The organism is Nesterenkonia natronophila, from assembly GCF_003595215.1.
GTDB lineage: Bacteria > Actinomycetota > Actinomycetes > Actinomycetales > Micrococcaceae > Nesterenkonia > Nesterenkonia natronophila.
Window position 1 is genome coordinate 287,569 of the sequence record NZ_QYZP01000003.1, and the last position, 15,063, is coordinate 302,631.

Sequence of the window (15,063 nt, forward strand, 5' to 3'; positions counted from 1 at the left end):
TCATGCTCTTCGGCAAGAAGAAGAAGGATCAGCCGCAGCGGCCGGCGACCATCAAGGAGGCCCTCGAGTCTGAGCCGGCCAACGATGAGCCTCAAGTGGAAATAACAGAGGCTGAGGTCTCTGGGGACAATGATGCGGTGGCTGGTGATCAGGACGCGGTGACCGAATCGGCGACAGAGGACGCCACTCAGGAGGCTCCGACCCCTCCCACGACATTCAAGCCTGGTCAGGGTCCGCATGATGCTAGAGATGTGGACACCACCAAGGGTTACATCGATTTTGGGGCCATTCTCGTACCCGCTGCCAAGGGGCAGAAGATCCGTCTGGACATTGATCAGAAGACCAAGCGCGTGGTGTCCCTGACCATCACCATTGGTCAGGCAAGCGTCCAACTTCAGGCATTCTCCGCACCGAAGTCCGGCGGGGTGTGGCAGGACGTGCGTGAGCAGATTCAGGAGTCCGTCACCAAGCAGAAGGGACGAGCCAGAATCCTGGAAGGTCGGTTCGGCAAGGAGTTGCACGCTCGCGTACCCACTGTTCTGAAGGATGGCCGCCAAGGCTGGCGGGCGGCACGCTTCATCGGCAGTGAAGGCAGCCGATGGTTCCTGCGCGGGGTGATCGGTGGGCGAGGGGCAATCGACCGGAAAGCATCCGCCGGAGTCGAAGAACTGTTCTCCCGGATCGTGGTTGTCCGCGGCGACGATCCGTTGCCGCCGCGAGAGCTGCTGAAGCTGAAGCCGCCGGAAGGAGCTAAGCGCATCGGGGCGCGCGGTCAGCAGAACCGCACCAACGGGGTATCTGCCGCCACGAAACCCGGTGGCTCCGACAGCTCCAGCAACTCCTCAACCCCATGACATCGCAGGACCCCTTGGGCCAGCAGCTCTCAGGCTCAGCGGCCCGCCGACTCAGCACGCGTGAGGACGGCTCACTCGATGTGATGGGATCAGTGGGGGGCTGGAGGGGCATCATCGAGGCCGCTTTGCCGGCAACGAGCTTCCTGACTGCTTATCTGCTCGTTGACGACCTGCCCCTTGCCATCATCCTTTCGATTGCGGTGGGCGCCCTCTTCTCAGTGGTGCGAATCGTGCAGCGCGGAAGTCTCATGCAGTCTCTCTCCGGTCTTGCCGGGGTGCTGATATGCGCTGCGTTCGCTCACTTCTCGGGAGAAGCCCGCGGCTACTACGTCCCCGGATTTTTCATTAATGTGGGCTACATCCTGGCGCTGACCATCTCTATAGCGGTGAAATGGCCGCTGATGGGCGTAATCTTCGGAGTCATCCGCGGTGAAGGTATGGAGTGGCGCCAAGATACGGTGCGACGTCGCAGCTACGCGGTGGCCACGTGGATCATCACCGCAGTTCTGGCCTCACGCCTCATTGTTCAGCTTCCACTGTACTTCGCCGACAACGAGACGGCCCTCGGCGTCACCCGTGTGGTGATGGGAGTCCCACTCTACGCTTTCGCTTTGTGGCTGGGTTGGATGATCACCCGGGAACGTGAGCCGAGCCCGCGGCAATGACGGGACACCAGATACTGACACTGGCAGTGGGGCAGATGTCCCACGGCGGTCACTGTGTGGCCCGGCATGAGGGAAGAGTTGTCTTCGTCCGGCACGCCGTGCCGGGTGAGACAGTTCGCGCAGTGGTCACTGACGGAAGCAGCACGTCGCGCTTCTGGCGCGCTGATGTCATCGACGTCCTGGAAGGTTCCGACCACCGCCGCCGTCACCCCTGGAAGCAGGCCGACGCCCTGCGTGCCTATGATCATGACCAACTGCCGGTCGGAGGCGCCGACTACGGTCACATCACGGACGTCCACCAACGGCGACTGAAGTCGCAGGTTTTTCGAGACACGATGCAGCGAATCGGCAGTATCGACATCAGTACCCTCGACACCGACCACATGGGGCCCGAGGGTGACATCATCGCAGAGCACCTGCCCGGAGCTGACGCTGCGGGGATGCATTGGCGCACGAGGGTCAGTTTCGGTGTTGTCGGGGGTTCGCTGGCTATGAAGCCCAGCAGGTCTCATGAGCTCATTCCGCTGCGATCCATGCCATTGGCGGTGGAATCGGTCGGGGCCTCCGGAATCTTCTCGTGGAACTTCGCAGGTGCCCGCAGTGTCGATGTTGTGGCACCCGGGGGAGAAGAGCCCCTGACACTGATCGTCCGCACGGGGAGCCCCAGCGGTTCGGAGTCTCCCACAGGGCTCGAGGGCAGGCTTATGGATCTCGCCGCGTCGTCTCCGAAGGTCGGCAGCATCATTCTGGCGGCAGAGACAGCTCCGTCCCGCCGAGGCCGTCGTCGTTATGACCAGCTGCAGCCTTCCAGCGTTGACTATCGTGTGGTGGTGGGAGACCGCACGATCAGCGAGCCGCTGCCGACCCCGGTGGGGGACCGTTTGGCTGTGACTCTTCCTCCCGAGGGTTTCTGGCAGATTCACCGCAGCGCGCCCAGTGCACTGGTCCGCACCGTGGACCGCATGGCTCATCTTCCAGCTGGCGGCTCAGCAATTGACCTGTATGCCGGTGCTGGCCTGTTCACAGCCTGGGCAGCCTCGCGCACAGGGGCCTCCGGACAGGTGCTCTCCGTCGAGGCTGCGTCACCGACATCGGATGCGGCGCGGAAGCTCTTTGCGGGAGTGCCGAATGTGGAGGTCGTCCAGGCCACTGCCGAAAGCACGGCGAACAGACTCGTCACCAGCGACCTGGTCGTCTTGGACCCTCCGCGGACTGGGGCAGCCAAGCGGGTCCTGTCCGGAATTGACGCCGCTGATCCTGGTCAGATCATCTATATCTCCTGCGACCCCGCCTCTTTCGCCCGGGATTCCAGGCTGCTCTGTGACCTCGGGTGGACCATCAGAGACATTGCCCTGCTCGACCTGTATCCCAATACGCATCACATGGAATCTGTCGCCCTCTTCGAACGCTCCTAACCCCTGTGTGACTGGGGTGAGTCGCACCTATGCCGATCGACCCGCCGGTATGAGTAGGATGGATATCGATGAGCGCGCACCCAAGCGCTGTGGCAGCCCGCCAACGAGACTAAGGAGTCTAAGCGTGAGCACAGTGGACAGTTTCGGAGCAAAAGGCGTACTCAACGTCGACGGCGCCGATTACGAGATTTTTCGACTCAACGCGGTTGAGGGATACGATTCTCTCCCGTACAGCCTGAAGGTGCTATTGGAGAACCTCCTCCGCACCGAAGATGGTGAGAACGTCACCGCCGATCACATCAAAGCCATCGGCGATTGGGATGAGACCGCCCAGCCCAATACTGAGATTCAGTTCACGCCCGGACGGGTGCTGATGCAGGACTTCACTGGTGTGCCATGTGTGGTGGACTTGGCCACAATGCGTGAGGCTGTGGCAGATCTCGGTGGTGATCCGTCGAAGATCAACCCGCTGGCTCCAGCAGAGATGGTCATCGACCACTCGGTCCAGATTGACTCTTTCGGCAACTCAGACGCCATCGAGCGCAATATGGACATCGAGTACCAGCGCAACGGTGAGCGCTACCAGTTCCTCCGCTGGGGCCAGACAGCTTTCGACGACTTCAAAGTGGTTCCTCCAGGTATGGGAATCGTGCACCAGGTCAACATCGAGTCACTGGCTCGAGTCGTAATGACTCGGGAGGTCGGCGGTACGCTGCGCGCCTACCCGGACACGTGCGTCGGAACGGACTCCCACACCACTATGGAAAACGGTCTCGGCGTGCTGGGCTGGGGAGTGGGCGGCATTGAGGCTGAGGCAGCGATGCTCGGCCAGCCGATCTCCATGCTGATCCCACGTGTGGTCGGCTTCGAACTCTCCGGGCAGATCCCGGCCGGTGCCACCGCCACCGACGTGGTGCTCACGATTACGCAGATGCTGCGGGAGCACGGGGTGGTCGGCAAGTTTGTGGAATTCTTCGGCGACGGTGTGGCCGAGGTCCCTTTGGCCAACCGTGCGACTATCGGCAACATGTCCCCGGAGTTCGGCTCCACCGCCGCCATGTTCCCGATCGACGACGTCACCATCAGCTACCTGCGCCTGACCGGACGCACCGAGGAGGAGCTTTCGCTGGTCGAGGCCTACGCGAAAGAGCAAGGGATGTGGCACGACCCCTCACGGAAATTGCGCTTCTCTGAGCAGCTGAAGCTCGACCTCTCTACTGTGGTGCCTTCTATCGCGGGCCCGAAGCGTCCGCAGGATCGCATTGAGCTCACCGATGCGAAGGAGCAGTTCCGCAAAGACATCCACAACTACGTGGCCGAAGAGACGGAAGTAGTCAGCGGCGCCATCAACGGCAAAGTGGACGAAGCCTCTGCGGAATCCTTCCCCAGCTCGGATGCGCCTTCACACACCCCTGACGAGTCACAGGACCCGGCCGACAAACCGCGGCAGATGGACCCCAATGCTGAACCTGTCGTAGGCCGACCCTCGCACCCCACTCCGGTCTCGATGCCCGACGGCCGGGAGTTCAACTTGGATCACGGTGCTGTCTCGATTGCCTCAATCACTTCCTGCACCAACACCTCCAATCCGAACGTGATGCTTGCTGCCGGGGTCCTTGCTCGCAACGCAGTGGAACAGGGACTCACCCAGAAGCCCTGGGTCAAGACGTCTATCGCTCCCGGTTCCAAAGTGGTGACCGACTATTACGAAAAGTCCGGTCTCATTGAATACCTTGAGAAGATCGGCTTCTTCGTAGTCGGCTACGGCTGCACCACCTGCATCGGCAACTCCGGTCCGCTGGAAGAGGAAATTTCGAAGACGGTTCAGGACGAGGACCTCGCTGTGACCTCGGTGCTTTCGGGCAACCGCAACTTCGAGGGTCGAATCAATCCTGACGTGAAGATGAACTACCTTGCCTCACCGCCGCTGGTGGTGGCCTACGCACTTGCCGGAACAATGGACTTCGACTTCCAGAATGACCCATTGGGTCAGAACTCCGAGGGGGAAGATGTCTATCTTCGGGACATCTGGCCCGATCCCATCGAAGTGGAGAAGATCATTGAGGAGTCCATCGACACGGACATGTTCACCTCGAAGTACGGTTCGATCTTTGACGGGGACCACCGGTGGCAGTCCTTGGACACCCCTGAGGGAGACACTTTCACCTGGGACGAGAACTCCACCTATGTGCGCAAGGCCCCCTACTTTGACGGATTGGAGCTGGAGCCAGAGCCGGTAAGCGATATCGAAGGAGCTCGGGTTCTGCTGAAGCTGGGTGATTCGGTGACCACAGACCACATCTCACCAGCGGGCTCCTTCAAATCCGACACTCCCGCAGGACGCTACCTTCTGGAGAATGGCGTTGAGCGGAAGAACTTCAATTCGTACGGCTCACGGCGCGGCAACCATGAGGTGATGATCCGTGGCACCTTTGCCAATATCCGGATCAAGAATGAGCTGCTGGACGGCGTCGAAGGCGGCTTCACCCGTGATTTCACCAAGGATGGTGAGCAGGCGTATGTCTATGATGCGGCTATGAACTACCAGGAAGCCGGAATCCCTCTGGTAGTCCTGGGTGGTAAGGAGTACGGCTCCGGCTCCTCCCGTGACTGGGCCGCCAAAGGAACCAGCCTGCTGGGGGTCCGGGCAGTGATCGTCGAATCTTTCGAACGAATCCACCGCTCCAACCTCATCGGTATGGGTGTCCTGCCCCTGCAGTTCCCTGAGGGTGAGTCTGCAGAGACACTGGGACTGACCGGCTTTGAGACCTTCAGCATCTCTGACATCACCAAGCTCAACGATGGTGAGATTCCTGAGACGGTGCACGTGAGTGCCGCGCAGGAGGACGGCTCGACCATTGAGTTCGATGCGGTTGTGCGCATTGACACTCCTGGTGAAGCTAAGTATTACCGCAATGGTGGCATTCTGCAGTACGTGCTTCGTTCGCTTGTGAAGTAGTCGGCACCAGCGTAGGAGCTTAGCGGGAGGGCAGGTCCGCGGACCTGCCCTCCCGCGCTGTTAACCGGCAGTCAGCTTAGGTCTTCCTGCAGGTCCCAGGCCCGGGTGGCCTGGACAGTGACCGCTCGAGGGCCGGTGCGGCGTATGGTCCCCTCCGCCATGAGCATTTTTGCTGCGAAGAGAGCTCGGCCTGTGTTGGCCTGACCTTCATCGAAAAAGGACAGGTCCACCACACCGGTGCCGTCGTCCAGAGAGATGAAAACCACTCGTTTGCCTGATGCCATAGGGGGGGTTTGGGTAGCGACCCGAATTCCAGCTACACAAACAGCGGCACCACTGCGCTTGTGCAGAAGATCCTTAGCGAAAGTGACACCTACACCTGCAAGTTGCTCACGGTGCACGCTCATCACATGATCAGTTGTGTCCACACTGGTCAGCTCGAGTTCAGTGGCCAGAATTTCGGTATTGGTGGGACCTGACTCGACGGTAGGAAGATTGCTGGTCTCAGTATCGGATAGAGGGAGAGCCAGCTGACCGGCTGAAGGAGGAGACCGTCTCTGCTGAGCTTTGCGTTGACCAGTGCGCTCGATCCAGGCAAAGAGATCATTACGACGAGTCCGCTCTGTTCCCCCCGGAAGAAAAGAGTCCAGAGCACCCACTCTCGCCAGCGCCTTCATAGTGTTGAACCGAGGTTTGGCGCGATCGCGCAGATCTGCCAGTGAATGAAAGGGCTGTTCTTTTTCAATTCGGTGGACTTCAGCCGCCGAGATTCCTTTGAGTGTGGTCAGTGCCATGCGGATGCCCCAGGTGAGATCCGGCTTGTTCTCGGTAGATGACGGTATCGGATATGGAAGCTGTTCCAACCGGTAGTGCCCCCTAGACCGATTGGCGTCCATCGGAAGTAAGGGGATCTGGAGGCGACGCGCCTCAGCCACCAACAACCGCAGCGGATACATACCAGGGTCGTGTTCGAACAACCCCGTCATAAAAGCGGCCGGATAATGTGTCTTCAGCCATGCGGACTGGTACGTAGGAACGGCAAAAGCAGCAGCGTGGGCTTTGCAGAAGCCGAATGAACCGAAACTGGCCAGCTGACGCCACACCTCATCAATAACCTCCTGTGCATAACCGCGTTCCGCTGTCCTGGAACGGAAATAGGCCTCTACCTCGATGCTCTCGTGTTCTTTGGACAATGACCTTCGCAGCACATCTGCAGTAGCAAGCCCACAGTCCGTCATGGTGTCGAAAATCCGCAAGACCTGCTCGTGATAGACAATGACGCCGCAGGTCTCCTCCAGAATGGGGATGAGATCAGAATGCGGGTAGCGGGTGGTTTCGAAACCGTGGCGTCGTTCAAGAAAAGGTCTGACCATCCCTGCTCCCATCGGTCCGGGCCGGAAAAGGGAAATGTCAAGAATAAGGTCCTCGAGAGAAGTTGGAATGAGCTTCCCAATAAGCTCCCGCTGACCCGGTGACTCAATTTGGAAGCAGCCCAGGGTGTGTGTTGATTGGATCAGATCAAAGGTTTCCTGGTCTTGAAAACTGATCGTATTGAGATCGATACGTTGACCACTGGTGCGCGCTATCTCGTCAAGGCAGTGTGCAATGGCCGACTGCATGCGAACTCCCAAGATATCTAACTTGATAAAGCCTGCCGGATCCATATCATCTTTGCCGAATTGACTCATCGGCAGGCCTGTCACGCCGCTCGGTTGTACAGGTGTGAGCCTCAGCAGGTCTTTGTCCCCAAGGATTACCCCACAGGGGTGTGTTGAGATGTGCCGGGGCAGCCGGTCGAGGCGTTCTGTGAGATCCACCAGCAGGTCCAACTGGGTACGTCCGGAGCCACGTTCACTCTCGATTCGTTGGGCCAATTGTTTCAGCTCAGGCTTGTCCTCCAAGGCCTGTCGGAACTCCCGAGCGGGGAAGCGCCACATGATTTCTGCCAGCTGATCAAGCTCTTCGTCAGGAAGCCCCAGAGCCATACCCGCATCACGTACAGCTCCGCGGATCCGATAAGCATTCTGCATACTCATCAAAGTCACCCGTTCTCGGCCGAACCTGTCAAAGACTTTCTGATAGATCTCGTGGCGGCGCGCAGATTCAACGTCAATGTCAATATCGGGCAGTGTGGTGCGACGCCGTGAGAGAAACCGTTCAAAGATCAGCCCATGCTTCATAGGATCTATGGGGCTGATCCCCAACGCGTGAACAACGAGTGAGGAGACTCCTGACCCGCGGGCTGCACATCGCACTCCGAGCTCATGAATCAGCCGTACGACTTCCGCAACGGTAAGAAAATAAGAGGAGAAGCCCAGCTCTCTGATGATCGCGAACTCGTGTTCCAGCCGTTCCCGGACCTGGGGCTCCTCCAGCCGGTGGCTTAGGCCCTTTTCACAGCGAAACCGCAGTTCCTCATCTGCGGATCCCTCGATGCCGATCACATGTGCCTCAGGGATTTTCGGCACCCCGTAGGTCATATGGTGTATGGGATCAATCTGACAGGTGAGGGCCAATTCTTCAGTGGCAGAGAGAACATCAGCAGGGTCAGCAGCCACTGTGCTGGCCTCACAGATCTCAGCTGCGATGCAACGCATCTCCGGCTCAGGTTTGAGCCAGCCCTGGTCATTGGGCTGTAACGGTGCAGAATCCAAACTGCTGAGCACCCGCACAGCATCCAGCACATCAGCTGTAGCCGCTTCATCGGCTGCGCGCAGCCGCACCTCGTTGGTAAGTACCGTAGGTACGCGGCAGGCGGCAGCAGCCGAGAGCATTCGTGCTGCATGGGCGGTGGAGAGTTCCTCTCCCGGAGGAGCAAGATGAGAGACAAGTTCAACATAGACAGCAGCACCAAGTGCCTGGTGCCATTGGCGCAGTGCGTTTCTGGCCGGTCGGTAGCGACGTGCTGCTGCCAGCCTCCCCACATCGGATTCTGTACCCAATAGGACGAACAGCCGAGGTGAGTCGAAGCTGACCGGGAGGCACTGCTGAGCAAGCCGCACCCGTGAGAGCGCGGGTTCAGGACCGCCAGTGGTGGCCCTTGTTCCTTCATGGGCCGCTGAGACTGCCTGACACAGTGCGGCGTAACCCTCGCTGCTGCCATGGGCCAAAACGGTGACACGTCCATGGTCTTTCACTGCGAGGTTCGCCCCAAGGATGGGTGTGAGCCCGTGCTCAGTGCAGGCCTCGATATGTTGGACTGCCCCATAGAGCCCGTCGCGGTCAGTCAAAGCCAAGGCCTGGGATCCTCCAGCCGCCGCTGCAGCAGCCAGTTCACCAGGGGTCGCTGTTCCGTAGTGGCTTGAGAAACAACTTGCCACATGTAGGTGGGTGAAGGTCATTCCACCGCCTCGGGCGCCTGCGGGTTCTCGTGAATGCGCAGCAGACGCCACCGCTCAGCCGCCAAGCTCCTGCCGAGATCTACAGTGATCCGCTCCGCGGTGAGCGGGTCCTGTATTTGGATGCGCCACACCTCCTGGGAGACCAAACCGGCCCGCCCTCGTTCAGCGCGGGAGTCTTCAGCCCACCAGCGGCGGCGGGCGAACCAACGGAGAGGCTCGGCGATCACGTCATAACCACGTTCTCGCCACCACAGGTGTAGCGGGAGGCCCTGTTCACTCACCACCACTTCTACATGTTCTGTGATCCGCACTTCAGGCGATCCGATAGTGTCCTCGGACGTTCTCCTTCGCGCATAGGCCGCAGCTGTCTCTGCCGAGACCAAACGCGTCACTCCGGGTGGGGGCCCTGAGCGTTGCCGCAGCCCAGACGGGGCGGAGAAGTAATGAGGATGTGCTGTCATTGTCAGGCTCCTTGCATCATGGCGCGAACCTGATGGGAAGCGCGGAGCACCCATCGTATTCGAACATAGATTCGATAGCAATGCAGAGCTTACGCCTGACCCTGGAGACCCTTCCGCTCCGGTGATAGGCACCGCACACGCAGTAACTATCCGGGAAAAGCTCAGCTGGGCATGGTCGGGTGAACAAAGAATCTGCCGAAGAAGAGTAAACGCAGATCAAGTGCACCAGGGGAGGAAATCACATGCGCGTTGTTGTTGTGGGAGCTACCGGGAATGCCGGTTCTGCTGTGCTGGAGGAGCTCTCTATCCGGACGGAGGTCACTTCCATCCTCGGACTTGCCCGGCGCCTACCGGATGCTGAGGTGGAACCGTTCTGCCATGCGGAGTGGGACAGCGTAGATATCCAGAGCCCTGATTCGACAGCCACCCTGGCCGAGCTCTTCTCCGGTGCAGATGCCGTGATCCATCTGGCTTGGCTGATTCAGCCGAATTCCCAACGAGAGCTGTTGCGCCGAGTGAATGTCAACGGCACGGAGCATGTGCTCAAGGCCGCAGCCGAAGCCGGTGTGCGAAGAATAGCAGTGGCTTCCTCGGTGGGCGCCTATTCTCCGGTGGATGATGACCATCCTCGCGACGAATCTTGGGGGACGGAGGGCATCGCTGGTTCGCACTACAGCGAAGACAAAGCGGCCCAGGAGCGGGTGATGGACGCCTTTGAAGCAGCACATCCAGAGATCGCTCTGGCCAGACTTCGTCCTGGACTGATTTTCCAAGCTGCGGCGGGGTCGGAGATTCAGCGCTACTTCCTGGGAAAACTGGCCCCAGTGCAGCTTCTGAACACAGTGCGCCCGCCCATGGTCCCTATGCCGAACGGCATTAGAGTTCAGGCAGTCCATGCCCGCGACGTCGCAAGAGCCTACGCTGAGGCGATTATCCGTGGAGCCCGGGGTGCTTTCAATATTGCTTCCGACGATGTCCTCACCGGCGAAGCGCTGGCCTCGATCATTTCGGGGCGCAGCGGCAAAGCCAGCATTTCCGTGCCGTTTTCGCCTCTGAAGCCGCTGGTCAAGTCTGCGCATCGCGCGCGACTGCTGCCCACGGACGAAGGGTGGCTGGAGATGGCGCGTCACTCGCCGATCATGGACACCTCACGAGCACGTTCCACGCTGGGGTGGAGTCCAGAACTCTCCGGGGCAGACGCCTTGAACGAACTGCTGGAGGCCATGGGAGAGGGGGAGGGGCGTGGTTCGATTCCGCTTCGTCCACGCAGTGAATCGTCTTTGACTGAGCATCCGCTCCCTGCTCAAAATCATCAACTACCTCCCGGTATCGATACCGGACTGCTGCGCAGCTATATGGCAGATCACCTTGCAGGTGCCACTGCAGGACTGAAACGCATTCAGGCGATGGCGGCCGCTTTTGAGGACACGCCCGTCTATCCGCAGCTGTCCCAAGTGGCGGAAGCTATCGGCTCCGAACATCAGTGGCTCAGCAGACTGATCCAGAGTCAAGGTTTTCCTCGTCCAGCTGTTGCTGCCCCAGCACTCTGGGTGGGGGAACGGCTGAGCCGGGCCAAACCATACGCCAGACCGTTGAAACGGTCGCCAGCAGCTCTGGTGTTGGAGACAGAACTCATGTTGGGAGCCGTCACCGCCAAGCGTCAGGGATGGGAGGTGCTCTCGGACTACGCCGAGGAGCTCGGAGTCGATCGCTCGGTGTTCGATCAACTGATCGAGGCCGCCGATGATCAGCGGGAGCATCTTGACCAAGTTCATGCTTATGCTCGGCCCAAGGTCTTCCGCAGAGGCCGCTCCACTTTTTCGCTGGAGGAGTGAAGCGCGGTGCTCCCTCGGTTGGGCTTCGAGGAGGAGGCTGCATCCACTCCTCGGTAGCCGGAGTTCAGCTGAGAAGGACCTATTCCTCTTTTGAGTTACTCGTAAAAAGGGTAGGCTGAGTGTGACCGTCCAATCAGATGAAGAACAGAGGAGTGCCATGGCTGACGACCAGATTCTCACTACCCGCCAGGGTCACCCGGTGCCGAACAACCAAAATCAGCGCACGGTCGGCTCTCGAGGGCCAGCGACGCTGGAGAACTACCATTTCTTGGAGAAGATCAGTCATTTCGATCGGGAGCGCATCCCGGAGCGCGTAGTCCACGCCCGCGGTTTCGTGGCCTATGGCGAGTTCGAGGCCACCGGCAAGATCGGTGATGAGCCGGCGTCGACCTACACACGGGCTAAGCTCTTTCAGGAACCAGGTAAGACCACGGACCTGGCTATCCGCTTCTCCACTGTCATCGGTGGCCGGGACTCCACAGAGGTCGCCCGTGATCCACGCGGCTTTGCGGTGAAGTTCTACACTGAGGACGGAAACTGGGATCTGGTGGGCAACAACCTCCCGGTCTTTTTCATCCGTGATGCCCTGAAGTTCCCCGATGTGATCCACTCGTTGAAGCCCGACCCGATTACCTTTCGGCAGGAGCCCAACCGCATCTTTGACTTCATGAGCCAGTCTCCAGAGTCAATGCACATGCTTACGCATCTGTTCAGCCCACGGGGAATCCCAGCGACCTACCGGCACATGGAAGGTTTTGGGGTCAACACCTACAAGATGGTGAACGACCAGGGTGAGACTGTCCTCGTCAAGTATCACTGGCTGCCACGCCAAGGCGTGGCCTCGCTGACTGAGGGCGAGGCGGCGAATGTACAGGCACAAGAGCTGGGCTCCGCCTCCAAAGACCTCTATGAAGCCATCGAGCGCGGTGATTTTCCCCAGTGGGACTTGTATGTGCAGATCATGGAGGACCACGATCACCCAGAACTTGAGTGGGACCCGCTGGATGACACAAAGATCTGGCCCGAAGACGACTTCCCACTGCGCCACGTCGGAACGATGACTCTGAATAGGAATATTCAGGACTTCCACAATGAAAACGAGCAGATCGCCATGGGTACCGGCGTGCTGGTCGACGGCTTGGACTTCTCAGACGACAAGATGCTGGTCGGCCGCACCTTCAGCTACTCCGATACGCAGCGCTACCGCGTGGGGCCGAACTACCTCCAGATTCCGGTGAACTTCCCCAAAGGCGTCAATGGGCGAGTCCACACCCATCAGCGCGGTGGTCCGATGAGCTACCACACAGATGTTGCGTCGGGTCAGAACCCTCATGTCAATTACGAGCCCAGCATTCATAATGGGCTCGAGGAGGCTCCGGAGCAGCCGAACAATCCTCCGCAGATCAGCGGCCAGGTCCAGCAGTCCACCATCGAGCGCACTAACGATTACGTCCAGGCCCGTGGGCGCTACAGCACCATTGAAGACTGGGAACGCGACGAGCTTGTCAACGTCATGGGTACGCTGCTCTCGGACTGCGAGTCCGACGTGCAGCAGCGCATGGTCTGGCACTTCTTTATGGTCCACGACGATTACGGCAAGCGTGTTGGTGAGCAGCTGGGCATCTCCGCCGCCGACGTGGCCAACCTGAAGCCGCTCCCCACCCAAGATTTCACTGAAGCCGAAGACCAGCGGCTGAAGAATCTGGGCAACAACGGTGACTCATTGGATCCTGCTCAGTGGGGCGGGTGGACCTCCTCTGTGAAGGACCATCAGGTCGCCGCTGAGGATGTGCTCTCAGGCAGCTTGGGTCAGCTGGAGTACTCAACGGACAAAGCCACTGCAGGCGCAGCCTCTCACTCCTGAGCAGTGGGTCCTTCGTGACACAGGAATTCAGGAACTGGTCCGGATCGATCAGTTTCACCCCGGAGACCATCGCCGCACCGAAGAACGCGAGTCAGCTCCTCACACTTGTGAAGCGAGCCGGCCAGCGCGGTTCAACGGTGCGGCCGGTGGGATCCGGTCACTCCTCAACGCCAATTTTCAGCACCGAAGACATACTGATCTCGTTGGACAAGATGGCGGGGGTTGTCGAAGTCGACGCTGAGGCAGGCTGGGCCAAGGTGCTTCCAGGCACGGGCTTGCGCGACTTGGGTGAACAGCTCGCCCAGCATGGGGTGGCCATGGAGAATCTCGGCGATGTTGACTACCAGTCCATTGCCGGTGCCGTCTCAACTGGCACTCACGGCTCAGGCATCACTTTGGGGAATCTCTCCTCTACCGTCATCGGCGGCACCCTAGTCAACGGGACTGGCGAGGAGATGTGCTTCGGTGTCGATGCTGGAGTGCCGCCCCCGGACGTGGAGTCGGACGATCTTCTGCGTGCAGTGCAGGTGTCACTAGGTGCTCTGGGAGTCCTGACCTCACTGACCCTTCGGGTGGAGTCGGCCCACAACCTGCATCGACTCAACTGGATGACCCATATCGATTGGGTGCTGGAGAACTACGCGGAATTGGTCCGTACAAACCGCAGCATGGACTTCTATTGGTATCCGCGCAGCGATCTCGCCCAGGTGCGCACGCTCAATAAGCCCGGTGAGGAGCCGCAGCTCACTCCGCAGGGTGAGCCATATAGTGAGCTGAAGAGGGACGTCACAGGCCCGAACTACGAAATCATTCCCAATGACCGAATGCTTCCGTTTGAGGAGATGGAGTACATGCTCCCTTTCGATCGGGAACTGGCAGCGTTCCGCCGTGTGCGTGAACGGGTGAAATTGAAACACCGTGCTGAGGTGGGTTGGCGGGTCCTTGTGCGCACTATTGCCTCGGACCACGCGATGCTATCTAATACAGAGGCCGAGTACCGTCAGGGAGGGCCTTCAATGACGATTGCTCTGCTGCAGAACAACACTCTTCCGTTCACCAGATACTTCAATGACATCGAACCTATCTTCTGGGAGTTCAATGGGCGGCCGCACTGGGGAAAGAAACATAGGCTCAAGAGCACAGAGCTTGCTGCGCTCTATCCGAAGTGGGAGTCTTTTCATGCCGTGCGCGGTGAGTTGGACCCGGATGGCGTATTCATGAACGACTACTTGCGGGAACTTTTCGGTGAGGAGATTTGATGGCTCCTTGGTCACAAGATAGCCACGACGCCGGCAGGGCCCTAGGGAGGAGAACCTGGGTTTTCTCTGCGGGGTTTGCCCCCAGCCAAAGCACAGGATTCGAACCAGAATTCACATCGCGGAATACTCTGTGTCTGCTTAACACCGGGCAGAAGGCAACATGCGTCAAGCTGAAGGTCTACTACGAGGAGGCGGAGCCGGTGGGACCCTACGAGATCCTGGTAGCCGCCCAGCGTGTCAAGCATCAGCGCATCAATGACCTGATCGAACCGGAGGCGGTATACCTGGATCAGCCTTACGGCCTGGTGGTCGAGTCCGACGAGCCGATTGTGGCGCAGCTGTATTACTTGGACTCACGCAACGGCCAGCTCACCGTTTCCCATCTCAATCCGTCCGCACTGCCTTAGCGG

10 protein-coding genes are annotated in these 15,063 nt (G+C 59.5%); 8 read left to right on the forward strand and 2 right to left on the reverse strand.

Going from position 1 to position 15,063, the window contains the following annotated elements:
* Positions 1–2: 2 nt before the first annotated feature.
* From D3250_RS10330 to D3250_RS10345, 4 genes are all read left to right on the forward strand, one after another.
* Complete coding sequence (locus tag D3250_RS10330; protein ID WP_119903302.1) at positions 3–854, forward strand: DUF3710 domain-containing protein; 852 nt, start codon at positions 3–5, stop codon at positions 852–854.
* The gene (locus D3250_RS10335; protein WP_119903303.1) at positions 851–1,519 is read left to right on the forward strand and encodes a DUF3159 domain-containing protein; all 669 of its coding nucleotides are present in this window, start codon (positions 851–853) and stop codon (positions 1,517–1,519) included. The genes D3250_RS10330 and D3250_RS10335 overlap by 4 nt, the downstream gene beginning before the upstream one ends.
* Positions 1,516–2,934 (forward strand): class I SAM-dependent RNA methyltransferase, encoded by a 1,419-nt coding sequence (locus tag D3250_RS10340; protein WP_119903304.1) that lies wholly within the window; start codon positions 1,516–1,518, stop codon positions 2,932–2,934. The genes D3250_RS10335 and D3250_RS10340 overlap by 4 nt, the downstream gene beginning before the upstream one ends.
* 124 nt (positions 2,935–3,058) lie before the next feature.
* The gene (locus tag D3250_RS10345) at positions 3,059–5,893 is read left to right on the forward strand and encodes an aconitate hydratase (protein ID WP_119903305.1); all 2,835 of its coding nucleotides are present in this window, start codon (positions 3,059–3,061) and stop codon (positions 5,891–5,893) included.
* A gap of 71 nt (positions 5,894–5,964) precedes the next feature.
* Here the strand turns inward: D3250_RS10345 and D3250_RS10350 are convergent, their stop codons facing one another.
* Both D3250_RS10350 and D3250_RS10355 read right to left on the reverse strand, forming a co-directional pair.
* A complete protein-coding gene (locus D3250_RS10350; RefSeq protein WP_119903306.1) occupies positions 5,965–9,234 on the reverse strand; it encodes a DNA polymerase III subunit alpha in 3,270 nt (1,089 codons plus the stop codon).
* On the reverse strand, positions 9,231–9,695 hold the full coding sequence (locus D3250_RS10355; protein WP_225973277.1) for a DUF6504 family protein: 465 nt from the start codon (positions 9,693–9,695) through the stop codon (positions 9,231–9,233). Before D3250_RS10355 ends, D3250_RS10350 begins: the two co-directional genes overlap by 4 nt.
* Positions 9,696–9,937: 242 nt before the next feature.
* Between D3250_RS10355 and D3250_RS10360 the strand changes: the two genes are divergently transcribed.
* The 4 genes from D3250_RS10360 to D3250_RS10375 all read left to right on the forward strand — a co-directional run bounded on the left by D3250_RS10360 (position 9,938) and on the right by D3250_RS10375 (position 15,060).
* Positions 9,938–11,530, forward strand: coding sequence for an NAD-dependent epimerase/dehydratase family protein (locus D3250_RS10360; protein WP_119903307.1), 1,593 nt, complete (start codon positions 9,938–9,940; stop codon positions 11,528–11,530).
* A 157-nt stretch (positions 11,531–11,687) separates the two neighbouring features.
* Complete coding sequence (locus tag D3250_RS10365; RefSeq protein WP_119903308.1) at positions 11,688–13,394, forward strand: catalase; 1,707 nt, start codon at positions 11,688–11,690, stop codon at positions 13,392–13,394.
* Positions 13,395–13,408: 14 nt separating this feature from the next.
* Complete coding sequence (locus tag D3250_RS10370) at positions 13,409–14,653, forward strand: D-arabinono-1,4-lactone oxidase (protein WP_119903309.1); 1,245 nt, start codon at positions 13,409–13,411, stop codon at positions 14,651–14,653.
* Positions 14,653–15,060: a sensory rhodopsin transducer gene (locus tag D3250_RS10375; protein WP_119903310.1), complete on the forward strand. Its 408-nt coding sequence runs from the start codon at positions 14,653–14,655 to the stop codon at positions 15,058–15,060. Before D3250_RS10370 ends, D3250_RS10375 begins: the two co-directional genes overlap by 1 nt.
* The last annotated feature ends 3 nt before the right edge of the window (positions 15,061–15,063 follow it).